The organism is Methylophaga thalassica MP, assembly GCF_000214595.1.
GTDB classification, from domain to species: domain Bacteria; phylum Pseudomonadota; class Gammaproteobacteria; order Nitrosococcales; family Methylophagaceae; genus Methylophaga; species Methylophaga thalassica.
The window spans coordinates 1,919,145-1,943,238 of sequence record NZ_AFIG01000001.1 but is presented as its reverse complement, the minus strand read 5'-3'; the positions used below and the strand labels follow the sequence as shown (position 1 = coordinate 1,943,238).

Below are 24,094 nucleotides of genomic sequence, written 5' to 3'. Positions count from 1 at the left end.
TGCTTTCAATGATTTAGGTCGGCAATAAAAATCCGTATAATCACCGCTTTTAGTTTTCCTACTCTACGAGAATCTTGTGGCTGACTACAAACAAACGCTAAATTTACCTGCAACAGAATTTCCGATGAAAGCTGGTTTACCTAATCGTGAACCACAAACGCTTCAACATTGGCAAGATATTAATCTTTACGAAAAAATTCGTGAACAGGCCAAAGGTAGACCACAGTTTATTTTGCATGATGGTCCTCCCTATGCAAATGGTGATATCCATATTGGTCACGCCGTTAACAAGATTTTAAAAGATATTATTATCAAGTCTAAAACCTTGAGTGGCTTTGATGCGCCTTATGTACCCGGCTGGGATTGCCATGGTTTACCCATCGAACTGAATGTTGAGAAGAAAGTGGGTAAACCCGGTGTAAAAGTGACTGCTAAAGAGTTTCGTCAGGCTTGCCGTGATTATGCTGCCAAACAGGTTGATGGCCAGCGGGAAGACTTCAAACGTCTGGGTGTGTTGGGTGAATGGGATAACCCTTATCTGACCATGGATTTCAGCTTTGAAGCCGATATCATCCGTACCTTAGGGCAAATCACCAAGCAAGGTCATTTACACAAAGGTGTGAAACCTGTGCACTGGTGTGTGGACTGCGGTTCGGCATTAGCAGAAGCCGAAGTAGAATACGAAGATAAAACGTCACCCGCTATTGATGTGCGTTTTAGCATCGTTGACAAAACTGCTTTTGAAAATGCTGTAGGTCATTCAGGTAAAGGTGTAGTGAGTTTGCCTATCTGGACAACGACTCCTTGGACACTACCTGCCAATCAGGCTGTTTCGGTCAATCCTGAATTCACTTATGTTTTATTGCAAGCGGATAATGAGCAACTGGTTTTAGCTGAGTCATTATATGAAGCGGCTCTCCAGCGCTATGGCATTGAAGCTGAAGTACTGACACGCTTTAAAGGCGAAACACTGGAAGGTTTATTGCTTCAGCATCCATTTTACGATCGACAAGTGCCTGTTATTTTAGGTGACCACGTCACAGCTGATGCCGGTACTGGTGCGGTGCATACGGCTCCTGGACATGGTCAGGACGACTTTGTTGTCGGTCTGAAATATGACTTAAAAGTGGATAATCCAGTGGGTGGTAATGGAGTGTTTTTACCGGACACGCCGATTTTTGCTGGCAAATCTGTGTTTAAAGCGAATCCGGATGTTATCGCGCTTTTAAAAGAAAAGGGCGCATTACTCGCGCACATCGATATTCAGCATAGCTACCCGCATTGCTGGCGTCATAAGAGCCCGATTATTTTCCGCGCGACGCCACAATGGTTCGTTAGCATGGATCAAAATGATTTGCGAAGTGCTGCGATGAAAGCCATTGCTGATACAGACTGGATGCCAGCCTGGGGGCAAAAACGTATTGAAAATATGGTAGAAGGACGCCCTGACTGGTGTATTTCTCGTCAGCGTACCTGGGGTGTGCCAATTCCGTTATTTGTTCACCAACAAACAGGTGAGTTGCATCCTGACACTGAACAGTTGATGGAAACCGTCGCCCAGAAGGTTGAGCAAGAGGGCATCGATGCATGGTTTGATTTAGAGCCAGAATCGTTATTAGGCGAACAAGCGGCCGACTATGAAAAAGTAACTGATACCCTAGACGTATGGTTTGATTCTGGTGTGTCTCATGCGTGTGTATTGGCTCGTCGTGCGTATTTAAATCGTCCTGCAGATTTATATCTGGAAGGTAGTGACCAGCATCGTGGCTGGTTCCAGTCATCTTTGTTGACCTCTGTGGCAACCACTGGAAAAGCACCCTACAAAGCAGCATTAACTCACGGCTTCACTGTTGATGCGAATGGCAAAAAAATGTCTAAGTCCTTGGGTAACACGGTTTCACCACAAAAAGTGATGAACAGCCTGGGGGCCGATATTATTCGTCTTTGGGTGGCTTCTACTGATTACAGTGGCGAGATGACAGTGTCTGATGAAATTCTCAAACGCACTGCCGACTCTTATCGTCGTATTCGTAATACTGCTCGTTATTTATTATCAAACCTGAATGATTTTGACCCAGCCAACAATAGGGTTGCTGTCGACGATTTATTACCTTTGGATCGTTGGGCTTTGGATCGCGCTTATCATTTACAGCAAGATATTCTGGCAGCCTATGAGAGTTATCAGTTCCATGTGATTTATCAGAAGTTACATAATTTCTGTGCAAATGAAATGGGCAGCCTGTATCTGGATATCACCAAAGATCGCCAGTACACGATGCAGACAGATAGTTTGGGTAGACGCTCATCACAAACAGCGATGTACCATATTCTGGAAGCAATGGTGCGTTGGATGGCGCCTATTCTGAGTTTCACTGCAGATGAATTATGGGGCTATTTACCGGGTGAACGTAACGAATCTGTATTACTCAATCTCTGGAGTGATGAATTAGCGCCGTTGCCTCAAAATACCGACTTTGATCTAGCATGCTGGAATCAGGTCTTTAGTGTCAGAGAGGTGGTTGCTAAAGAACTCGAAAATCAACGAAATGCAGGCCAGATTAAAGGTGGGTTAACTGCCGAAATTAGTCTGTTTGTAGATGAAAAAATGTTGGCTTCATTGAACAAGCTGGGCGATGAGTTAAAGTTTGTTTTGATTACCTCAAAGGTCAATCTTTTCAGTATGGATAGTGATGCAGCTAAACAAGCTGTACAGACAAGCTTGTCAGGCGTACTTGTTGCAATTAAAGCGGCTGAATATTCACGCTGTGACCGCTGCTGGCATCAGGTTGAATCTGTTGGACAGAATAGCCATCACCCTGAGTTGTGTGGTCGTTGTGTTGATAATATCGAAGGAGATGGCGAACTAAGACAGTTCGCTTAAATAAATAACATGCTGAAATGGTTGAATCTTTCTGCTTTGGTGATTGTGTTTGATCAACTCAGCAAATGGTGGGCGAATAGTACATTAGAGCTTTATCAGTCTATAGCCGTTTTGCCCTTTTTTAATATTACTCTGGCGTATAACCATGGCGCTGCATTTAGTTTTCTTGCGGCAGAAAGTGGCTGGCAACGTTGGTTTTTTAGTGGTTTAGCCGTTCTGGTAAGTATCATCTTACTGTTTTGGATGAAACGACTAAAACCAGATGCAAAACTCGAAGCCGCCTCTTTAGCATTAATTCTGGGTGGGGCATTGGGTAATGTGATTGATCGCTTCATACATGGTTATGTCATCGATTTTCTGGATGTCTATTACGGAACCTACCATTGGCCGGCATTTAATGTGGCTGACTCAGCGATTTGTATAGGTGCCATTCTATTGATTTTCGATAGCTTCAGAAACAAAACGGAGCAGAAATGAGTTTTTGTGATCTTGCTGTAAGTGGGGTTGCTAACCTGCAACCTTATGTCCCGGGTAAACCCATTGAAGAGTTACAACGTCAGTATGGTGTTCGTAACGTTATTAAGCTGGCCTCCAATGAAAATCCGCTTGGTCCTCCTAAAGCGGCAGTAGCCGCAGTGGCAATGGCCGCTAAAGAAATGGCACGCTACCCGGATGGCAACGGCTACGCATTAAAATTGGCATTAGCTGAAAAACATCAGGTAGCACCTGAGCAGATTACCCTGGGTAATGGTTCGAATGATGTACTGGAAATGGTAGCACGTGCTTTTGCCGGGGCAGGGGATGAAATTATTTTTTCAGAACATGCTTTTGCTGTGTATGGGATAGTGACGCAAGCCATCGGTGCGAGCCCTGTTGTGACGCAGGCGAAAGACTATGGTTATGATCTTGATGCCATTCATAAAGCGATTAGCTCGCGTACAAAAATCATTTTTATTGCTAATCCGAATAACCCGACGGGTACTTGGTTAGAACCAGAGAAAATTAAATTATTTTTAGAAAAAGTCCCTGAAAAGGTCTTAGTTGTTCTGGATGAAGCCTATGTTGAATACCTCAACATGGAAGAAAATTCAGTACCCTGGTTACAGGACTTCCATAATCTGATCATCACCCGTACCTTTTCTAAAGCCTATGGCTTGGCGGGGCTCAGGGTGGGGTATTCCCTGTCACATCCTGAAGTCGATGACCTGATGAATCGAGTCAGACAACCGTTTAATGTCAGTAATCTGGCTCAAGCTGCTGCAGTTGCTGCTTTGGGTGATGAAGCTTATTTACAACAAACGCGAGACGTCAATCAGGCTGGCATGAAACAACTTGTTGCTGGCTTTGAAAAAATGGGTTTGCAGTATATTCCTTCCAGAGCCAACTTCATCACCGTCAATGTGCATACCAATGCTTTTGAAGTTTACGATGAACTGCTATACGAAGGCGTTATTGTTCGCCCAGTGGCTAATTATGGATTACCTCAGCACCTTCGGGTCAGTATTGGTTTAGCTGAAGAAAATCAGCGTTTTCTCGATGCCTTATCTGGTATTTTGGGACGAGGTTAATGATTAATCGGCTGGCTGTAATTGGTGTTGGACTGATTGGTGGTTCACTTGCCTTATCACTTAAATCCAAAGGGGCTGTCAACGAAGTCATAGGCTATTCACGCAGTGAAAATGCTCGACAAGAAGCATTGGCTTTAGGGGTTATTGATAAGGCTGCTGATTCCATTGCTGAAGCGGTTGCTGAAGCCGACGTTATCTTTGTTGCCGTGCCGATGGGGGCAATGGCAGCGGTTTTTGCTGATATGAGTGAGCATATAAGACCAGAAGCTATTATCACTGATGGTGGTAGTGCTAAAGCACAAGTGGTCATGGCGGCTCGCGAGGCATTAGGGGATAACTTCAAGCAGTTTGTGCCGGGACATCCGATTGCTGGTACAGAAAAAAGCGGCCCTTCCGCTGCATTCGCTACTTTGTATGAGGACCATCGGGTTGTTCTGACCCCGCTGAGTGACACAGACACTGCAGCCACTGCAAAAATTAAAGCCATGTGGCAGTTAACCGGGGCAGAAGTGTTTGAGATGGATGTCGAACATCACGATACCGTCCTCGCTGCGACAAGTCATTTACCTCATGTGCTGGCATTTAACTTGGTAGGCATGTTAGCGCAACGTGATGATTGTGATGAAGTTTTACGCTATGCCGCCGGTGGCTTTCGTGATTTTTCGCGAATTGCCTCTAGTGATGCTGTGATGTGGCGAGATATCTGTTTGGGTAATAAACAAGCCATTCTGGATTTACTTGATGAATACCATCAAGGCATTAATAAAATCGAACAGGCCATCAAGGAAGAAGATGGGGAGTATTTAATTGAGGTGTTTGCTCGTGCTAAAAAAGCCCGGGATACCCGTTTTGCCGATCCTGATTTGATAGATAACAGTGAAGTATAAAAGTGGAATCAACAGACGTGTCTAGTGAAGCGAGTAAAAAATATATTGTTCATCCTGGTGGTAAGGTAACCGGGAAAGTACGTGTGCCGGGCGATAAATCAATTTCACATCGCTCAATCATGCTCGGCTCACTTGCAGAGGGAACGACAGAAGTTACCGGTTTTTTAGAGGGTGAAGATGCTTTAGCAACCCTCGCTGTTTTTCGTGGTATGGGGGTCGACATCATTGGCCCTGATAAAGGTAAGGTCACGATTCATGGTGTAGGCATGCATGGCCTTAAAGCACCAACAAGCTCACTAAACCTGGGTAATAGCGGTACATCCATGCGTCTGTTATCTGGACTGCTGGCAGGGCAGGGTTTTGATGTCACCATGACGGGGGATAAGTCATTATCATCCAGACCGATGAAACGTGTGACCGATCCGTTAGCATTGATGGGCGCGAAGATCGATACCACCGATGGCAAACCACCGCTTACCTTACATAAAACAAGCAGCCTGAAAGCGATTCATTATGATTTGCCAATGGCCAGTGCACAGGTTAAATCCTGTCTATTATTGGCCGGTTTGTATGCAGAAGGTAAAACGTCTGTTACAGAACCTGCGCCAACGCGAGATCATACCGAGCGCATGCTTGAGGGGATGGGTTATCAGGTAGAAAAAGAGGGCAGTACCGTTTCTCTAGTAGGTGGCGGTAAGCTGACAGCAACAAACATAGATGTACCCGCCGATATTTCCTCAGCCACGTTCTTCATGGTCGCTGCGGCGATTGCACCCGGTTCAGATATTACTCTTGAACATGTTGGTGTGAATCCGACCCGTATTGGTGTTATCAATATTCTTCAGGAAATGGGTGCAAACATTACGCTGACCAACGAAAAAGTCACGGGTGGTGAGCCTGTGGCTGATATTCGTATCCAATATGCACCATTAAAAGGGATTCGAATTCCAGAAGATCAAGTACCTCTAGCCATTGATGAATTTCCTGCATTATTCATTGCGGCAGCCTGCGCTGAAGGTCAGACAGTGCTGACCGGGGCTGAAGAGTTACGAGTGAAAGAAAGTGATCGTATCCAAGTTATGGCCGATGGTTTAACCACATTGGGGATCGATGCCAAGCCAACAGAAGATGGCATTGTTATTAATGGTGGTGTGATCGGCAGTGGTGAGGTTGACAGTCATAGTGATCATCGCATTGCTATGTCGTTTGCCATTGCGGGTCTGCAAGCTGGTGGCTCCATTCAGATTAATGACTGTGCAAATGTCGCTACCTCATTCCCGGGCTTTGTTGATTTAGCCAATAAAGTCGGCTTACAGATTGAAGAAATTGATGGCTGATATTCCTGTATTAACGATCGATGGCCCCAGCGGCTCTGGCAAAGGCACCATTGCACAAATGATTGCCAGAGAATTGGGTTGGCACTATTTAGATAGTGGTGCGATATATCGGGTATTGGCATTTGCTAGTCTTAAACACCAGATTCCAGCCTCGGATGAGAAGTCCCTTGTTCAACTAGCACAAACCTTAGATCTTCAATTTCATTTAGATGATGACGGGCTTAGTGTGCTGTTAGAAGGCGAAGAGGTTAGCCAGCAAATTCGTACAGAAAAAGCAGGTAATGCAGCGTCAAAAGTGGCAGCGATTCCTGCTGTGAGAGCAGCATTATTACAGCGTCAGCGTGACTTTTGCCAATTACCCGGTTTAGTCACCGATGGGCGTGATATGGGTACGGTTGTCTTCCCTGATGCTCCATTTAAAGTGTTTTTAACCGCGAGTGCGGAAGAAAGAGCATTGAGACGTTATAAGCAGTTGAAAGAGAAAGGAATTGAGAGTAACCTTTCCGATCTCATTGCAGAAATCTCAGAGCGGGACAAGCGTGACAGTGAACGTAAAGTCGCGCCGTTATTGCCCGCTACGGATGCATTGATACTGGATTCTACCGAATTAGGTATCACTGCAGTATATGAAAAAGTGCGCAGCTATTGTGCAATTTAATTTTTTGGTGCCTGTTCGATACTTGTCGAATGGGATGTTTAACGATCTCGCATGAGCGAGTGATTAATTAGGTGATCTTGTTTCCTCAACAGGGTCAAGGATATTTAACAATGAGCGAAAGCTTTGCTGATCTCTTCGAAGAGAGTCTAAATTCAACTCCAATGCAACCAGGCAAAATTGTTACCGGTACGGTAGTCAATGTCGGTCCTGATGTTGTTATGGTCAATGCCGGTCTGAAATCAGAAGGCGCTATCCCAGTTTCAGAATTTTTGAACGAAAATGGTGAAGTAACGGTTTCTGTTGGTGACTTAGTCGATGTATCTCTGGAATCATTAGAAGATGGTTTTGGTGCGACACAATTGTCACGTGATAAAGCGAAAGCTGCCGAAGCATGGACTAAATTGGAACACGCGTTTGAAGCGGGTGAAACCGTTATGGGTATCATTTCTGGTAAGGTCAAAGGTGGTTTCACCGTGGATCTGGAAAATATCCGTGCATTCCTTCCTGGTTCTTTGGTCGATGTTCGTCCAATCCGTGATACTACTCACCTGGAAAATAAAGAACTCGAATTCAAACTGATTAAACTTGATCGTCCACGTAACAACATCGTTGTTTCACGTCGTGCGATTATGGAAGAAGAAAACAGTGCAGAACGCGAAGCGTTATTAGAAACGCTGGAAGAAGGCAAAGTAGTTAAAGGTATTGTTAAGAACCTGACTGACTACGGTGCGTTCGTTGATCTGGGCGGCATCGATGGTCTGTTACATATCACTGATATGGCGTGGAAACGTGTTAAACATCCATCTGAAGTTGTTGCTATCGGTGACGAAATTGAAGTTCAAGTACTGAAATTTGATAAAGACCGTGAACGTGTTTCACTGGGTCTGAAACAAATGGGTGATGATCCTTGGAAAGATATCGCTCGTCGTTATCCAAACAGCACACGCATCCACGGTAAAGTCACAAACATTGCTGACTACGGTTGCTTTGTTGAAATCGAAGATGGTGTTGAAGGTTTAGTTCATATGTCTGAAATGGACTGGACTAACAAAAACGTTCACCCATCTAAACTGGTTCAACTGGGTGATGAAGTTGAAGTTATGGTTCTGGATATCGATGCAGAACGTCGCCGTATTTCTCTGGGTATCAAACAATGCCAAACGAACCCATGGGAAGAGTTTGCGATGACCCACAACAAAGGCGACAAAGTGAGTGGTGCTATCAAGTCAATCACTGATTTTGGTATCTTCATCGGCTTAGACGGCGGTATTGATGGTCTGATTCACTTGTCTGATATCTCTTGGGAAGAAGACAACGAAGAATTAATTCGTGACTTCAAGAAAGGTGATGACGTTGAAGCGGTTGTTTTAGCGATTGATCCTGAACGTGAACGCATCTCTTTAGGTATTAAACAATTACAAGACGATCCGTTCTCTGCTTACTTAGCTGAGCATCCACGTGGAAGTATTGTTAACGGTAAAGTCATTGCTGTTGACGCTCGTGGTGCAACAATTGAATTAGCTGAAGGCGTTGAAGGTTATGTTCGTGCTGCAGATATTGCTCGTGAACGTGTTGAAGATGCAAGTAAAATTCTGGCTGTTGGCGACGATGTTGAAGCTAAATTTACTGGCATGTCACGTAAAGATCGTACGCTAACTCTTTCTATCAAAGCGAAAGATGATCAAGAAGAATCAGAAGCTGTGAAAGAGTACAGTAATGTTTCTGCAGGCAACACTACTCTGGGTGATTTGCTTAAAGAACAAATGGATCAGAAAGACAATTAATCGTTTTTCAAATTAAAGATAAACCCCTGACTTTGTCAGGGGTTTTTCTCTAATAGATTCAGAAGATTAAAGCCGATATTCAATATCGGTGTTTAGCGCATTATTCCAGGAATTTTAAAGACATGACCAAATCAGATTTGATTGAAGTTTTATCTGAAAAACAATCTCTATTAAATTATCGTGATGTTGAGCTTGCCGTTAAACTCATTTTAGAACAGATGAGCGATAGCCTTTCACAAGGAGATAGAATTGAAATTCGCGGGTTTGGTAGTTTTACCTTACATCATCGACCACCACGTGTTGGGCGTAACCCAAAAAGTGGTGAATCTGTTCAGTTAGATGAAAAATATGTACCGCATTTCAAGCCTGGTAAAGAGTTGCGTGACCGCGTCAACGATGCGGCAGGTTATCAGCAGTAGAACAGATGAAACTGAGTGAGGAAGCGGTTTTCGAATTTAACCAAATCCACTCATATGATGAACAGTCAGTCACTGTTCGCCAGAAAAATACACAAATTCTTAAGTCTTATGACCTTGGATTTGTTTTGACGCCAAATCAAATAATAGAAAATATTGACGTCACTAATATCCAAAATCTATCAGCAGATACGCTGTCTGCTTTAAAAGCGCTGGCTCCAGAAGTAATTATTTTTGCGACTGAAGCCGGCCTTTCTTTTCCCCTGATAAACATGGCCAAGTATTTCAACGAGCAGGGCATCGGAACCGAATTTATGACTTTGTCATCTGCCTGCCATACATACAATTTACTGTTAGCAGAAGAACGTTCAGTGGTATTGCTTATCAGTCCGTAAAGACGAGCAAATTTAATAAGCCGCAATCATCCATTATCTTGACACTGTTGATATTTCTTTTTTTTAGAGAAATTTTGTAACTATTTGTTTTTTTAATACAAATATATTTTTTATATATCGTGTGAATAGTAGTCAACTTGACCAGACATTTTGTTCTTAGGAAAATTCTCTGTTACGTGCGAGGTGGGGCATTTCACAGCACAATGTGCTTTATCACACTACGATTGATCTAGATCAATGTTTTGATGTGAAGCGAATCAATTGATTGATGTAAAATTCTAACTGCTTTTAATATTTATTGAAGCACGTATAGAAAAGGGTCCTGATTTTGTTGTGTGGTTTTCAGCAAAATTGAGAGAGAGTTTTCCAAAGAGAGAAGGTGTGGTCGCTATGCAAGCGGAACAACAATATAACTATCAAGTGGTCAAGTGGTTTGCCTATATGGCATGTGTCTACTTGGTCGTTGGCACCGGTATCGGTGTGTATATCGCCTCAGAGTTGGCTTGGCCAGTTCTGAATTTTGATAATCCATATATCAGTTTTGGTCGTTTACGTCCTTTACATACCAATGCGGTTATTTTTGCTTTTGGTGGTTCAACACTAATGGCAACAGCTTATTACATCGTACAGCGCACATGTCGTACGCGTCTATGGAGTGATAAGTTAGCCTGGTTCACGTTTTGGGGCTGGAATCTCGTTATTCTTGGTGCTGTAATCACCTTACCTCTTGGTTACACTCAATCAAAAGAATATGCGGAATTAGAATGGCCGATTGATATTCTGATTGCAGCGGTATGGTTGGTTTATACCTTTAACTTCATCATGACAATCTCAATTCGCAAAGTTTCACATATCTATGTTGCAAACTGGTTCTTCATTGCGATGATGGTCATGATTACTTATCTGCATGTTGTGAATAGCTTGGCTATCCCTGTTGAATTATTTAAATCTTATTCACTGTTTTCAGGTGTTCAAGATGCCATGATTCAGTGGTGGTGGGGTCATAATGCGGTTGGTTTCTTCCTGACAGCCGGCTTTCTTGGAATTATGTACTATTTCGTACCCAAGCAAGCTAATCGCCCTGTTTATTCATATCGTTTATCTGTTATTCACTTCTGGGCATTAGTTTTCGGTTATGTATGGTTAGGTGCTCACCATCTTCAATATACTGCGTTACCTGACTGGACTGGCTCATTAGGTGCCGCTATATCATTAGCGATGATTATTCCTTCTTGGGGCGGAGCAATCAACGGTATGTTCACATTAAGTGGTGCTTGGGACAAACTGCGTACTGACTATATCTTACGCTTCCTGATTGTCTCTCTAGCATTCTATGCGATGTCGACATTTGAAGGTCCAGTAATGTCTTCAAAAACAGTAAACGCATTATCACACTACACTGACTGGACTATTGGTCACGTTCATTCTGGTGCCTTAGGTTGGGTAGCCATGGTGTCTATCGGTGCGCTTTATCATATGGTTGAGCGTATGTGGGGAACAACGATGTACTCAGTCCGTTTGGTTAACCTCCATTTCTGGATGGCTACAATTGGTACAGCGGTTTATATTACTGCTATGTGGGTGTCAGGCATCATGCAAGGTTTAATGTGGCGTGCATATGACGACTACGGTAACTTGGCGTATACCTTTGTTGAATCAGTGGCTCAAATGCATCCTTACTATGCCATGCGTGCTGTAGGTGGTCTGATTTTCTTCTCAGGCGCGTGTGTGATGTTATTTAACGTCACGGTGACTATCCGTCGTGCGATTGCTAAGCCATCGGCTGCAATGGCAACAGCTGCTAATATTTAAGGAGACTGGAATGTCTGATCATAATTCTAATAAACCAGTTACCTTTCAAGAGAAACTGGAAAAAAATATCTGGGCACTTGTGTTAGCAACAGCACTGGTAGTTTCAGTAGGTGGTATCGTAGAAATCGTACCTTTGTTCTACCTCAAAACCACATTTGAGGATCAAGTGCACCCGGACTATGAAGAGTTAAAAACTGTTCGTCCATATACAGCACTTGAATTAGCCGGTCGTGATATCTATCAACGTGAAGGCTGTTTTTTATGTCACTCACAAATGATTCGTCCTTTCCGCGATGAAAAAGATCGTTATGGTCATTATTCCTTGGCTGTTGAGTCAAAGTACGATCACCCATTTCAATGGGGTTCAAAACGTACTGGGCCAGACTTAGCTCGTGTAGGTGGAAAATATTCTGATGCATGGCATATTCAGCATTTACATAACCCACGTTCAGTTGTGCCTGAGTCTGTCATGCCAAGCTATCCATGGTTAGAAGAGGCCACTATAGATGGTATCGGAATAGAAAAGCGCTTAAGAGCAATGAAAGTCTTGGGTGTTCCTTACACGGATGAGCAAATTAATAATGCTGCTGCTGAAGTTGAAGGTAAAACAGAAATGCAGGCGTTAGTTGCTTATCTACAAGTGTTGGGAACAATGGTCAACTTTGAACCCGGCAGGGCATATCGTGAGTAAACTTCAAGAGTATTTTCATACTAATTGGAGTGAAATGACTGCAACCGACTGGTTTGGCTTGGTGTTTACAGTAGTAATTTTTGTACTGATGGTGGTGCTCTATTTTTGGGTTCTTAACCCTAAAAATAAAGACAAAATAGAGTCTCACCGCACTATGCTGCAGGACGATGACGATACAAATTCGGAGAAATGATGATGGCTGATAATAAAAAGAATCCTAATGAAGTGCCAGATACAGGGCATGAATGGGATGGTATCAGAGAGTTAGAAAATCCACCTCCACGTTGGTGGACAAATGCCCTTTACTTGAGTGGCTTGTTAGTGTTGGTCTACTTTATCCTTTATCCATCACTGCCATTGATTAATGACAGTACAAAAGGATTATTAGGCTGGACTCAGATCAAAGAGTACAAAGAAGATCTGGCTAAAGTTCAGGATGTCAGAGCCCCATATGAAGAGAAATTAGCTTCAATGACGGCTGAAGAAATCCTTGCTGACACCGAAATGAGAAACTACGCAGTAGGTTCGAGCAAGGTTTTATTTGGTGATAACTGTGCTGCATGTCATGGTACTGGTGGTGTTCCAGCTAAAAACTCTGGCTATCCTATTCTGGCCGATGATGATTGGTTGTATGGCGGTGATATCAACACTATCGTCACCTCTCTTGCGGCTGGACGTCATGGCATGATGATGGCACATGAGAAAACCTTAAAACCTGAGGAAGTGGATGGTTTGGTTAAATTTGTTGAAAACTTATCAAATGGCAAAGCCACAGAGGCCGGATGGAAGTTATTTAACGAAAAAGGCTGTGTCGGTTGTCATGGTGCAGATGCCAAAGGTATCCATGAATTAGGCTCAGCTAACCTGACCGATAAAATCTGGCGCTTCTCAGGTGATCCGGAAGAGGTTCGCTACACAATCCTGCATGGCGTTAATGACCCATCAGATCCATTAACACGTGTTGCTATCATGCCTGCATGGAATGAAAAGCTTGCAGTGAAACTTGAAGCTGAGAAATGGGATGAAGAGCCTGAATACGAAGGCGATGAGACCCAGCGTTTATCAGTAACTGAAATTAAGAAATTAGCTGTTTATGTTCATCAATTAGGCGGTGGGCAGTAATCAATATCACTCCTCTCAGTTAGTTTCTGAGAGGAGATGAAATCTTATTCAGGAGAGAAGATATGCATATTGACGCAGTTGTTATTGGAGCGATTGCATCTGTTGTTCTGACTATTGTCGTAATAGGTGTTATCGGTTATAGAATTATGAAAAATCTAGACGATAAATAATTGTTATAGAAAATAAATAATTATTATTGAACCGTTGTTTAGGTAAATGGAAAGCCGACAAATAAAGTCGGCTTTTTTATAACGAATTAATATCAGTAAGTACTAATATTAGATTGTGCCTGTGTTAAAATGCACGCGATGAATACTATTTCGGAGATGATATGAGTCAATCACAAACAAACGTTAATGATGATGTCAGCCAAATTTATGAAGAAGTCTCCGATTGGCACGTGAATACTGGTGACCAAAAAGTGGTTGCCAAACGAATCAAGGGCCGATTTCGACTCCGGAAGTGGCTAGGAATGTCAGTTTGGTTAATATTCTTTTTAGGCCCATACATTCGCTGGAATGGGCACCAGGCGGTTTTGTTTGATATTCCAAATCGACAATTTAATTTCTTTCATTTAACGATTTATCCTCAAGACATCTGGATGTTGTCGTTAACATTATTATTCTTTGCTATTTTATTAGCCGCTGTAACCAGCATTGCAGGACGCGTGTTTTGTGGTTACTTCTGTTTTCAGACTGTCTGGACAGATATCTATACCTTTATCGAAACCAAGCTTGAAGGGGATAGTCCTCAGAAGGCGATGAAGTTCAAAAAAGCGCCCTGGTCATTTGATAAGTTGGCACGTGTGGTAACGAAGCATTCTTTATGGATTGCGATCGCGCTGATTACCGGTATTTCCTTTGCCGCATGGTTCACGGATGCTTATCAGTTATGGCCTGAGATTTTTAGCTTACAAGCACCATTGCCTGTTTGGATTTCAATGGCGGTGTTTGGTGTATTTACTTATGTATTTGCAGGCTTTATGCGTGAGCAAGTCTGTTTCTGGTTATGCCCATATGCTCGACTACAAGGTGTGATGTATGACCAGGATACTGTCTTACCAGCTTATGATGCTGAACGTGGTGAACCGAGAGGTAAACTAAAAAAAGGTCAGCTAGAAGATGAAACCAAAGGTAGCTGTATTGATTGTAAAGTCTGTGTTGCTGTTTGCCCAACCGGTATTGATATAAGAAAGGGACAGCAAGAGGGCTGTATTACATGTGGTATGTGTATTGATGCATGTGACAGTATTATGGATAAAACTAATCAGCCTCGCGGTTTGATTCGTTATGCTTCATATAAGGAACTGCATCACGATAAAAACGTCTTAGCCATGTATAAAAGACCTCGTGTGATTATATATAGTTTGATTTTGCTGACAGCATTGTCAGGTATCATTTATGGTTTCTTCACGCTGTCACCAACTGAGTTCCAAGTTATTCATGATCGTCAACCATTGTATGTAAGACTCAGTGATGGTGGGATCCAGAATAAATATACGTTGAAGTTATTAAATAAAACAAAAGAACCAATCGACGTCCGTTACGATGTCGAAGGATTGGAGGGTGCTACCCTACATGGTATGGGCGATAAAATTACTGTTCAGCCAGGTAAAGTTGTACCTGTGACGGCGTTGGTAAGAGTACCTGACGATAAAGTTCAAAAAGGTCTGGTGCCGATACAGTTTAAAGCGGTTGTATTAAATAATTCAGCCATATCGACCTCATACGAAAGTATGTTTATGGCGCCTGAGTAGTGGAAGAGGAAAAGAATGAATATTTCACAAGAAAATAGTCAAGCACTGAAAAACCCATGGGTATTGGGTATGCTGGTATTTTTACTCGTATTTCTAAGTGCTAATGCACTATTTATTTATCTAGCATTTAAATCACCACCTAACTTGGTGCTTGAAGATTTTTATGAAAAAGGTCAGGCCTACGCTAAAACAGAAGAAGAGATTGCCAAGGAAAAGAACCTTGGTTGGTCAGGTATTTTGCTGACGCCATCGGCAACCAGAGTCAATCAAACGCAAACCTATGAAGCGTTGATTACGGGACAAAACTCTGCTGGTTTAATGTTAGATTCGGTGAAGTTCTTCGCCTACCGACCCTCTGATAAACGTCAGGACTTTTCTGCTGATATGCAGCCTTCTGGGCATGGTAGCTTTGTCACCGATGTGAGTTTTAATTTACCTGGTAGTTGGGACATTATCATCGAAGCACGTCGTGGAGACGATAAGTACGTATTAACCCGTCGCATACAAATTAATCCTTAAAATTAAAATATTGATCAACTGAAATCTAGGATTAGTTTTGACAACAGCTTGTTATCATTGTGCTTTACCCGTCGAAGATATAAACGAGTTTAAAGCTGAGATTGATGGGGAAGAACGCGTATTTTGCTGTCATGGTTGTAAAACTGTATGTCAAACCATTTATGGCGCGGGTTTACAAAGTTTTTATGCCAAAACCCCTCAGTCCGAACCTCTTGCTCCTCCGCCCGACAGGTTAGGCGATCTGTCGGCTTATGACCTGGATGAAGTTCAATCCGACTATACGGATATTGATAAAAATGAACGTACTATTCATTTATTAGTAGAAGGAATTCACTGCGCGGCTTGTGTCTGGTTGATTGAAAATGCGCTTAATCGACTAACTGGCGTTATTAATGCTGAGGTGAATTTAACAGCAAAAAGGCTAAAGCTAAACTGGGACAATTCAAAAATCGCTTTATCTAGCGTTCTGAACCGCTTAGCAGAAATAGGCTATGCCGCTGTCCCCTTTGATCCGGAAACAGCAGAAGGGGCATTAGCAAAACGACATCGTGGATTACTTTATCGTATGGCATTTGCTGGCTTTGCGATGATGAATATGATGTGGATATCCATCGCTCTATACAGTGGAGCGAGTGATGGAGAGTTTCGCCAATGGTTTCACTGGATAGGTTTTCTGATTGCAACGCCGACTTTACTCTATTCGGGCTATCCATTTATTCGTAGTGCCATCAGTGGCTTACGACAGCGTTTTTTAACAATGGACCTACCGATAGCGATTGGAGCAACTTCAACCTACTTATATTCGACTTACGCTACGATAAAAGCACTTGATACGGGTCATGTTTATTTCGACACCGTGGTCAATTTTTTGTTTGTAATTTTAGTGGGGCGCTATCTCGAAGCGATTTCAAAAAAGAAAGCACTTTCTGCCACCAGGAGGATGCTGGAATTACAGCCTAAATTTGCCACAGTCATCGTTGATCATATCACTGAAGTTGTGCCAATACGTGCAGTGAAAATTGGACAAACCATTTTAGTCAGACCTGGTGAAAGTATCCCTGTAGACGGGGTTATTGTGTCAGGTGATAGTGCGGTAGATGAGTCGATGTTGACAGGGGAATCTGTACCTGTAGTCAAGCAAGTCGGGGATTCTGTCGTTGCCGGCAGTATTAATGGTGAAGGGGCATTTCAGGTTCAGGTTGAACAGGTATTACGTAATACCGCTTTGGCCAAAATTATTGCATTGATGGACGAAGCGCAGGCTTCAAAAGCACCTATCCAAACGTTAGCCGATAAAATTGTTCCCTGGTTTGTGTTGATAACGCTAACGCTTGCTACCTTAACATTCATATATTGGATACAGTTTGACTTCGAAATCGCTTTACTCGCGGCTATTTCAGTATTAGTGGTTACTTGTCCATGCGCTTTTGGTTTAGCCACACCAATGTCAGTTGCTGTTGCAACTGGCGTAGGGGCGCAGCGAGGGGTATTGGTCAAGCAGGGTGAAACACTCGAGCGTCTGTCATCAGTGAATCATTTTGTATTTGATAAAACCGGTACGCTAACAACCGGCCAATTAAATGTGCATGTGGTTGAGCCCTGTGCAGACTTAACACAATCGGAGTTACTCAGATTGGCCGCTTCTGTTGAGCAACACTCAGAACACACTATTGCGACTGCTATCTGTGATGCTGCAATATCAGCGGGGCTCAAATTGCTACCCATCACAAAGTTTACTACGACACCCGGACGAGGTGTGACAGCGTATATTGATGGTAAACATATACTCGTTGGAACTCGTCAGTGGTTGAACTCACAAAGTATTTATTTTCCTGAAACGCTTAACAACACTATTCTACAGAATGAAAAGCAAGGTATTAGTTGTGTGTCTGTTGCAGTGGATGGTGAGCTACAAGGTATTATTGGTTTGACAGATTCTCTTCGGGCGGATGCTTTGTCAACGATTCAATTATTACAGGCGGCGGGTGCCAAAATAACTGTGTTGAGTGGAGACCGACTGGAGGTAGTGAATGCGGTTACACAGTCATTTTCAAATATACAGCGATTTGCGGAAGTGCTGCCTCAGGACAAATCTGCTGTTGTGAAATCACTGCAAGCGCAAGGTGATATCGTAGCCATGATAGGGGATGGTGTAAACGATGCGCCGGCTTTAATTCAAGCAGATGTGGGGATGGCCCTGGCGTCTGGCACTGATGTCTCAGTAGAAAGTGCTGATGTTGTCTTATCACATCAAGAACTGGCTAAAGTTGCTGAAGCAAAGCTTTTGGCAACAACAACTTTACGTATCATTCGTCAGAACATAATGCTTTCTATTGGTTATAACGTTATCATGGTGCCTTTAGCGATGTGTGCTTGGGTAAATCCTCTAGTGGCTGCGATAACAATGCCGATAAGTTCGTTATTAGTTATTGGAAACTCTGCTCGGATCGGAAGGTTTATAAATAAAAATAAGTAGCTGGCACGATCTATTAAAAGTCAGTGCTTGTTTTGCCCTGATTTCATCGCTCAACGAAAGGCAATAGTTTGGAGTATGTGATGGAAGTCATTTATGGGTTGCTTCCAGGTATGTTATTACTTGGCATTATTGGTGTAGCCGTTTTTTTCTGGGCCGTTCGTAATGGTCAATACGATGATATGGATGGTGCAGCTAATCGGGTACTTATGGATGATGATGAAGTAACACCTGAATCTGATGAGTCAGGCAAACAGAGCAAATCAGAAGATAAAAGTAAGAACCAACATTAAAGCAATGGATGGCTAAAATGTTACTTCAAAACGGTGAACAATCAGATGTTTAAAAACTGGAGTATCAAACATTTGCTCCAGCTATGGGCTGCAATCACATTGATTGCTGTCCTTGTGATGGGCGTGATGGCAAATTACGCCAATAACCTGATGTCCGAGACACATTCAATTTTTGTCGACCATCTTTTGCCATTGGAGTCGAGCAGCCGCAAACTTAGTCAAGTTTCATTACTTCTCGCCCAACGCCAGCAACAATTCCTCAGTTCAGCTACGGTATCTGTCTTATCTCAATTTGCTGACAGAGCGCCGCTTGAAAATTTGTTTCAGGAAAATGCAGAATTACTCACTCAGACATTAGATGATAAGCAACAAGTTCAAGGCCTGTTAAAGTCGCTTTTGACGACCTACCATGATTATTTACAGATCGACGCCAAGCTTTATCAATTAAAAAAACATCATCTTGAATTAACCAACGATATAAAAGCCAAGCAAGAGGGGAATGAACGGGTTTCGGCTGCATTATTGTTGTTAGTGGATAATCTTGAAAAACGATTACGCAACGATAATCTGGTTTCTATACTGGGTCTGGTTAACCCGTTAAAAACTCATATTCATCAACTTCGTTTATTAAACTACAAGTTGTTTCTTCAGACTGAAGATCCATCAAGTTTTACTCAATCAGAAAAACAATTTGAGACCATTTTTACTCAGATAGAGCAGGATATTGATGCTTTTTCCAGCCAATCTTTTCAATTGTTGTATGTAACGGATACATTACAGGCGATAGAGAAACAGGTGGATTCACTCAGGGTTTTAATGGGAGGAGAGAACGGCTTAATAGCGATAGAAAAAGAAAATACTTTCACCCAAAGAACGTTGGCTAAAGAGCTGCAATCATCCCTTGCTATGATGTCGACATTAACAGTGGACTTGAACCAGTTAACGGAACAAATCAATCTGTTTAACTATGAAGAGATCGCAAGTGATGCCTCATCGGCCGATTATTCATGGTGGCAAATTATATTAGTCAGCATTCTCATTATGAGTGCAGTCATGGTATTTGCTTATATTCTTATAAAAAGAATCAATGAACCATTAGTGTTGATCAAGGACTCTATTCGAGCACTCTCTGAAGGTCGGTTTGAGACAAGAATGTCGGTGACATCAACGCAAAATGAAGTCTCTATGCTGGCTCGTGACTTGAATCATTTCGCCGAGGTGACACAAAATCTGATTGCTGATTACAGCAAAGCAAAAGTCACCATGCAACATAAACAACAACAGTTAAGAGCAATTCTTAATGGTGTACCTGAAGCGATTCTGTCACTGAGTGAAGAGGGTTATATCATTGATATTAATCCTGCTGGTGCCACGATGTTTGGCGGCACCATTAAAGAGATTGTCGGGAAACATTTATTTCATTTTTTTGCTGAAAAACATAAACCCGAGTCAATTGATGATTTAGAGCACGATGATGAGTCGAATGGTGAATATGAGGGCATTCGTATAGATGGATCCGCATTCTCATTATGGATTTCTGTCAGTCGTATATTAAGTGGTAATGATGAGTTTGTTTGGGTGTGTGTTATCGCTGACATTACTAAATGGAAACAAACTAACCAGCAATTGCATCAAATGACGTCAGAATTAAACACAATTCTGGAAAATGCGATGGTGGGTATTGCTTTCATTCGTGATCGTAAAGTGGTGCGTGTTAACCAAAAGTTTGAAGAGTTATTTCAATACAGTCGTGAAGAGATTGAAGGACAAAAAACACAGTTTATTTATCCAAGTCAGGTAGCTTATGAGCAGTTTGGAGAACATGCTGCTCATTATCTTTCTGTAGGGGAGAGCTATGAAGCTCAGCTTGAATTAGTCCGTAAAAATGGTGAGAAATTCTGGTGCGCTATGGCGGGAAAATCAATTGAAGCTGAAGCACCACAAAATGGATCTATCTGGTTATTTGAGGATATTACAACTCAACGACAGAATGAGGAAAGGCTGACTAACCTGGCAAGCGTTGATAGTCTGACAGGCTTACCAAACCGGAACGTGTTTAATGATCGTCTTGAGCATGCTATCCATAAAGCGCATCGTGACTCAGGTCGACTTGCGGTTTGTTTTTTAGATTTGGATCATTTCAAACATATTAACGATTCATTAGGACATAAAGCGGGTGATAGTCTGCTGCGTGAAGTGGCAATACGCATTAAGAAGACTATCAGGGAGGGTGATACGGTTGCCAGACTTGGAGGAGATGAGTTCACCGTTATTTTGGAAGATATTCGTTCTGCACAATACGTGGGTAAAGTCGCTGAAAAAATTATCGATGCGATGAGTCAGCCTTATATTATTGATAACGTTGAAATCAGCATCAGTCCCAGTATTGGTATCAGCCTCTATCCTGCCGATGGTCGGGATGTCGATATGCTAATTAGAAATGCGGATGCAGCCATGTATCACGCTAAAAAAACAGGACGGAATAATTTTCAGTTTTACTCCGTCGATATGAATGCTCAGGCATCATTGCGTCTTGCCATGGAGACAGCTTTAAGACGTGCCGTTGAGCAAGAAGAATTCTTTATTCATCTGCAACCACAGGTTGAGATTGAAACTGGAAAAATGAACGGAGCCGAAGTGTTATTACGTTGGAATAGTACCCAATGGGGGCTCGTCTCACCCGCTGAATTTATTCCTATTCTTGAAGATACTGGCTTGATTGAATCTGTCGGTGAGTGGGTGCTGACACAAGCATGTAATAGCTTCTTAAAGGTGAAAGACAAATTGGCGGATGATTTTAAGCTTGCCGTCAATTTATCAGGCAGACAATTTAAAGGTGGTAATTTAGCTAGTCGCATCCGTTATATTCTGGCGGAAACGGGTATGCCAACAAAGAACCTGGAGTTAGAAATTACAGAAACTATGCTGATGGAAGATCCTGAGTTGGCAACGCTCACTTTATCGGAGCTTAGCCAGATGGGCATTAGTCTGGCAATTGATGATTTTGGTACAGGTTATTCTTCATTGTCCTATCTGAAGCAGTTCCCTTTGAATGTTCTGAAAATTGATAGCAGTTTCATTCGGGATGTCACCACAGATAAGGACGATGCCGCCATCGTCAACGCGATCATGGCAATGAGCGAAAGCCTGGGCTTGATGGTTGTCGCCGAGGGTGTGGAGACAATGGAACAATTAGATTATCTCAAACAGCATACTTGTCAGGGCGCTCAGGGGTATTTATTTAGTAAACCTGTGAGTGAAGACCAGTTTTACGAGCTGGCGCAAAAAGACACACTCATTTAGTTTGATAAATTAGTATCGTCTTACCAGTGCTACCAAAGATAACGGTTAAATTTAGTGCCTGATAAGACCAGCTTTCACTCGTATTACCTTTATCATCAGGTAAGCCCACATCAATGCTATCAGGTTCACCAAAGCGTTCCTGAATCATCTCCCTGCTCAAGCGGACACTAGGAATGTAGGTAATGGCAGCGACAGGTGAGGATAGTAAAAACTGTTTGTCTTCTTCCACCAATTCATGCTGATGCGCACCACTGGGTTGAAGTTTGCCTACAGAGGCCCTTTGCAGCATAGCGGCGACTTTATCCTCTGGTACATCAAGATTAAGCACCATCTTGGCGGATAGTCCTCCTAAGTTAACACTATCAAAATAGGCTTCGACCGTGGCCTTATTATCGGGGTCGGTGAAGATAGCCGTTTTACCAAATATTCGCAGTTCTTCTTGTGCTGTTTTGTAGTCGGTATTACCCAAGTGAATACCAAAGACGCTGATATTGTTGTCAGGCATCACGGTCACTTCCCATGGTTTACTGGCTGGCGGTTGTGGTGAGGGGATTAGCATGATCGCGGCAATTCCGACAAACACCAATAAAAGACCAACAATAAAGTTTCTGATAATGCGCATTCAAAAAATCCTGTAACGGTGATTAGCTATGAAGCCAGAAAGTGACTGGCCCATCGTTGATGAGTTTAACCTGCATATCGGCACCAAACTGACCGGTACAGACCTTGGGATGCTGCTGTTTAGCGGCATCAACAAACTCATTAAACAGTTGATATCCTATGTCAGGGGGGGCTGCAGAAGCAAAGCTCGGACGTAATCCTTTTTGTGTGTTAGCGGCCAAGGTAAATTGTGGGACAAGAAGTAAACCGCCATTAATATCTTTGACGGATAGATTCATCTTTTCCTCAGCATCCGCAAACAGACGATAATTGATGACCCTTTCTACCAGACGAGCTACCAATTCAGAGGAGTCACCTTTCTCAATACCCACAAAAACCAGCACACCCTGATCAATCTCTGCGATGCATTGTTCATTTACTTCAACCGATGCCTGCTTAACGCGTTGTAATAAGGTGATCACTGCAGTTCACCCGCTAAGGTATCGGTGGCTCTCACTAAGGCATCAATCACAGCGGGTTCGCCAGCAGCATGACCAGCCAGCGGCAATACGGTTAAGCTTGTTTCTGGCCATGCCTGATGTAGTTCCCAGGATTGCTGAAGTGGGCAAACAATATCGTATCGACCATGAATAATCTGAGTAGGAATGTGACGTATGGTTTCTATTTCACTCAAAATGGGACGGTTTTCGATAAAGCATTGATTTAACGCAAAATGTAATTGAATGCGGGAGTGCGCCAATGGGCCGGGAGCTTCCGTTAAATCCGGTTCGTATTCATGATCCCGTAATGTGACGATGGTGGCTTCCCAGCTATTCAAAATAGTGGCAGCTGAGATTTGCAGTGACTCATCAGGATCGGTGAGGCGAGTATAGTAAGCTTTGAGCGGTGTTTGTTGTTCTGACTGATCAAGCATATGTGTTAGGCGATGCCATGCTTCGGGAAATAATTTTGAGGCACCGCCTGCGGCATAAACCCAGTCAATATCCTGCTGACGCCCAAGAAAAGTGCCGCGTAATATCATGCTTATCACTTTTTCGGCATGATCTCTGGCATAACAAAGTGCCAAGGTAGCTCCCCAGGAACCACCAAAAATGACCCATTTATCTATACTCAGACGGGTACGAATATATTCCATATCGCTGACCAAATGCGCAGTGGTATTGTTTTCAAGTTCGCCACTGGGAACTGAGCGTCCGCAACCTCGTTGGTCAAATAATACAATGCGGTATTTTTCAGGATTGAAATATTGTCGATGTTGAGGCCGACAACCAGAACCCGGGCCACCATGTAGGAAAACCACCGGAATCCCTGAAGGATTGCCACATTCCTCTACATAAATTTCGTGTTTTTTACCAGAAGATAAGGTTTCTCTTGCAAGTAAATGGGTTTGATAGGGTTCTATTTCTGGGTATAGCGTTAACATGTAAAAACTCGTTTATGACATTCGGCATGAACTATATCATGTGTAGTGATGGTAATTATTGAGCTATTGCGAGAAAATATAACGTTTTCGACGTTGAATTAAGATCTTGTTTTTATCAACAAATCACACATTCTTTCAAAGATAGTTGTGCTTAT

The 24,094-nt window shown here is 42.7% G+C and carries 21 protein-coding genes; 18 read left to right on the top strand and 3 right to left on the bottom strand.

Annotated features, from left to right (window positions below):
* Positions 1 to 76 precede the first annotated feature (76 nt).
* The 18 genes from ileS to MAMP_RS09020 all read left to right on the top strand — a co-directional run bounded on the left by ileS (position 77) and on the right by MAMP_RS09020 (position 21,895).
* Positions 77 to 2,881 (top strand): isoleucine--tRNA ligase, encoded by a 2,805-nt coding sequence (gene ileS / locus MAMP_RS09105; RefSeq protein WP_007145737.1) that lies wholly within the window; start codon positions 77 to 79, stop codon positions 2,879 to 2,881.
* Positions 2,882 to 2,890: 9 nt separating this feature from the next.
* Complete coding sequence (gene lspA / locus MAMP_RS09100) at positions 2,891 to 3,358, top strand: signal peptidase II (RefSeq protein ID WP_007145736.1); 468 nt, start codon at positions 2,891 to 2,893, stop codon at positions 3,356 to 3,358.
* A complete protein-coding gene (gene hisC / locus MAMP_RS09095) occupies positions 3,355 to 4,449 on the top strand; it encodes a histidinol-phosphate transaminase (RefSeq protein ID WP_007145735.1) in 1,095 nt (364 codons plus the stop codon). The genes lspA and hisC overlap by 4 nt, the downstream gene beginning before the upstream one ends.
* Positions 4,449 to 5,336 (top strand): prephenate dehydrogenase, encoded by an 888-nt coding sequence (locus MAMP_RS09090; protein ID WP_007145734.1) that lies wholly within the window; start codon positions 4,449 to 4,451, stop codon positions 5,334 to 5,336. Before hisC ends, MAMP_RS09090 begins: the two co-directional genes overlap by 1 nt.
* 17 nt (positions 5,337 to 5,353) lie before the next feature.
* Entirely contained in the window at positions 5,354 to 6,673 is a 1,320-nt protein-coding gene (gene aroA / locus MAMP_RS09085) for a 3-phosphoshikimate 1-carboxyvinyltransferase (RefSeq protein WP_007145733.1), read from the top strand.
* The gene (gene cmk, locus MAMP_RS09080; protein WP_007145732.1) at positions 6,666 to 7,331 is read left to right on the top strand and encodes a (d)CMP kinase; all 666 of its coding nucleotides are present in this window, start codon (positions 6,666 to 6,668) and stop codon (positions 7,329 to 7,331) included. The genes aroA and cmk overlap by 8 nt, the downstream gene beginning before the upstream one ends.
* Positions 7,332 to 7,441: 110 nt before the next feature.
* Positions 7,442 to 9,115, top strand: a complete 1,674-nt coding sequence (gene rpsA / locus MAMP_RS09075; protein ID WP_007145731.1) for a 30S ribosomal protein S1 — start codon at positions 7,442 to 7,444, stop codon at positions 9,113 to 9,115.
* 122 nt (positions 9,116 to 9,237) lie between these two features.
* Positions 9,238 to 9,534, top strand: a complete 297-nt coding sequence (locus tag MAMP_RS09070; protein WP_007145730.1) for an integration host factor subunit beta — start codon at positions 9,238 to 9,240, stop codon at positions 9,532 to 9,534.
* Positions 9,535 to 9,539: 5 nt separating this feature from the next.
* Positions 9,540 to 9,926, top strand: coding sequence for an MTH938/NDUFAF3 family protein (locus MAMP_RS09065; RefSeq protein WP_007145729.1), 387 nt, complete (start codon positions 9,540 to 9,542; stop codon positions 9,924 to 9,926).
* A 390-nt stretch (positions 9,927 to 10,316) separates the two neighbouring features.
* A complete protein-coding gene (gene ccoN, locus MAMP_RS09060; RefSeq protein ID WP_007145728.1) occupies positions 10,317 to 11,738 on the top strand; it encodes a cytochrome-c oxidase, cbb3-type subunit I in 1,422 nt (473 codons plus the stop codon).
* Between the two features lie 10 nt (positions 11,739 to 11,748).
* Positions 11,749 to 12,429, top strand: coding sequence for a cytochrome-c oxidase, cbb3-type subunit II (ccoO, locus tag MAMP_RS09055; protein WP_007145727.1), 681 nt, complete (start codon positions 11,749 to 11,751; stop codon positions 12,427 to 12,429).
* Between the two features lie 34 nt (positions 12,430 to 12,463).
* Positions 12,464 to 12,622 (top strand): cbb3-type cytochrome c oxidase subunit 3, encoded by a 159-nt coding sequence (locus MAMP_RS09050; protein ID WP_007145726.1) that lies wholly within the window; start codon positions 12,464 to 12,466, stop codon positions 12,620 to 12,622.
* Positions 12,623 to 12,624: 2 nt separating this feature from the next.
* Positions 12,625 to 13,551, top strand: coding sequence for a cytochrome-c oxidase, cbb3-type subunit III (gene ccoP / locus MAMP_RS09045; RefSeq protein ID WP_040576495.1), 927 nt, complete (start codon positions 12,625 to 12,627; stop codon positions 13,549 to 13,551).
* Between the two features lie 331 nt (positions 13,552 to 13,882).
* Positions 13,883 to 15,307, top strand: coding sequence for a cytochrome c oxidase accessory protein CcoG (gene ccoG, locus MAMP_RS09040; protein WP_007145724.1), 1,425 nt, complete (start codon positions 13,883 to 13,885; stop codon positions 15,305 to 15,307).
* A 15-nt stretch (positions 15,308 to 15,322) separates the two neighbouring features.
* Positions 15,323 to 15,826, top strand: a complete 504-nt coding sequence (locus MAMP_RS09035; RefSeq protein ID WP_007145723.1) for a FixH family protein — start codon at positions 15,323 to 15,325, stop codon at positions 15,824 to 15,826.
* Positions 15,827 to 15,863: 37 nt separating this feature from the next.
* The gene (locus MAMP_RS09030) at positions 15,864 to 18,302 is read left to right on the top strand and encodes a heavy metal translocating P-type ATPase (RefSeq protein WP_007145722.1); all 2,439 of its coding nucleotides are present in this window, start codon (positions 15,864 to 15,866) and stop codon (positions 18,300 to 18,302) included.
* 80 nt (positions 18,303 to 18,382) lie between these two features.
* Positions 18,383 to 18,592 (top strand): cbb3-type cytochrome oxidase assembly protein CcoS, encoded by a 210-nt coding sequence (ccoS, locus tag MAMP_RS09025; RefSeq protein ID WP_007145721.1) that lies wholly within the window; start codon positions 18,383 to 18,385, stop codon positions 18,590 to 18,592.
* Between the two features lie 45 nt (positions 18,593 to 18,637).
* On the top strand, positions 18,638 to 21,895 hold the full coding sequence (locus MAMP_RS09020; RefSeq protein WP_007145720.1) for an EAL domain-containing protein: 3,258 nt from the start codon (positions 18,638 to 18,640) through the stop codon (positions 21,893 to 21,895).
* Here the strand turns inward: MAMP_RS09020 and MAMP_RS09015 are convergent.
* The 3 genes from MAMP_RS09015 to pip are packed head-to-tail and all read right to left on the bottom strand — an operon-like array spanning position 21,888 to position 23,939.
* Positions 21,888 to 22,517, bottom strand: coding sequence for a hypothetical protein (locus tag MAMP_RS09015; RefSeq protein WP_007145719.1), 630 nt, complete (start codon positions 22,515 to 22,517; stop codon positions 21,888 to 21,890). The two genes, MAMP_RS09020 and MAMP_RS09015, sit on opposite strands and share 8 nt — an antisense overlap.
* Before the next feature lie 22 nt (positions 22,518 to 22,539).
* Complete coding sequence (gene dtd / locus MAMP_RS09010) at positions 22,540 to 22,977, bottom strand: D-aminoacyl-tRNA deacylase (protein WP_007145718.1); 438 nt, start codon at positions 22,975 to 22,977, stop codon at positions 22,540 to 22,542.
* Positions 22,974 to 23,939, bottom strand: a complete 966-nt coding sequence (pip, locus tag MAMP_RS09005) for a prolyl aminopeptidase (RefSeq protein ID WP_007145717.1) — start codon at positions 23,937 to 23,939, stop codon at positions 22,974 to 22,976. The genes dtd and pip overlap by 4 nt, the downstream gene beginning before the upstream one ends.
* Between the last annotated feature and the right edge of the window lie 155 nt (positions 23,940 to 24,094).

Excerpts from the sequence above, each read along its gene's own strand:
- rpsA (WP_007145731.1), top strand. The coding sequence starts at position 7,442 with ATGAGCGAAAGCTTTGCTGATCTCTTCGAAGAGAGTCTAAATTCAACT.
- MAMP_RS09035 (WP_007145723.1), top strand. The coding sequence starts at position 15,323 with ATGAATATTTCACAAGAAAATAGTCAAGCACTGAAAAACCCATGGGTA.
- lspA (WP_007145736.1), top strand. The coding sequence starts at position 2,891 with ATGCTGAAATGGTTGAATCTTTCTGCTTTGGTGATTGTGTTTGATCAA.
- ccoO (WP_007145727.1), top strand. The coding sequence starts at position 11,749 with ATGTCTGATCATAATTCTAATAAACCAGTTACCTTTCAAGAGAAACTG.
- MAMP_RS09015 (WP_007145719.1), bottom strand. The coding sequence starts at position 22,517 with ATGCGCATTATCAGAAACTTTATTGTTGGTCTTTTATTGGTGTTTGTC.
- MAMP_RS09070 (WP_007145730.1), top strand. The coding sequence starts at position 9,238 with ATGACCAAATCAGATTTGATTGAAGTTTTATCTGAAAAACAATCTCTA.
- ccoP (WP_040576495.1), top strand. The coding sequence starts at position 12,625 with ATGGCTGATAATAAAAAGAATCCTAATGAAGTGCCAGATACAGGGCAT.
- MAMP_RS09090 (WP_007145734.1), top strand. The coding sequence starts at position 4,449 with ATGATTAATCGGCTGGCTGTAATTGGTGTTGGACTGATTGGTGGTTCA.
- MAMP_RS09020 (WP_007145720.1), top strand. The coding sequence starts at position 18,638 with ATGTTTAAAAACTGGAGTATCAAACATTTGCTCCAGCTATGGGCTGCA.
- ccoS (WP_007145721.1), top strand. The coding sequence starts at position 18,383 with ATGGAAGTCATTTATGGGTTGCTTCCAGGTATGTTATTACTTGGCATT.
- MAMP_RS09050 (WP_007145726.1), top strand. The coding sequence starts at position 12,464 with ATGACTGCAACCGACTGGTTTGGCTTGGTGTTTACAGTAGTAATTTTT.
- ccoG (WP_007145724.1), top strand. The coding sequence starts at position 13,883 with ATGAGTCAATCACAAACAAACGTTAATGATGATGTCAGCCAAATTTAT.
- hisC (WP_007145735.1), top strand. The coding sequence starts at position 3,355 with ATGAGTTTTTGTGATCTTGCTGTAAGTGGGGTTGCTAACCTGCAACCT.
- ccoN (WP_007145728.1), top strand. The coding sequence starts at position 10,317 with ATGCAAGCGGAACAACAATATAACTATCAAGTGGTCAAGTGGTTTGCC.
- MAMP_RS09065 (WP_007145729.1), top strand. The coding sequence starts at position 9,540 with ATGAAACTGAGTGAGGAAGCGGTTTTCGAATTTAACCAAATCCACTCA.
- pip (WP_007145717.1), bottom strand. The coding sequence starts at position 23,939 with ATGTTAACGCTATACCCAGAAATAGAACCCTATCAAACCCATTTACTT.
- cmk (WP_007145732.1), top strand. The coding sequence starts at position 6,666 with ATGGCTGATATTCCTGTATTAACGATCGATGGCCCCAGCGGCTCTGGC.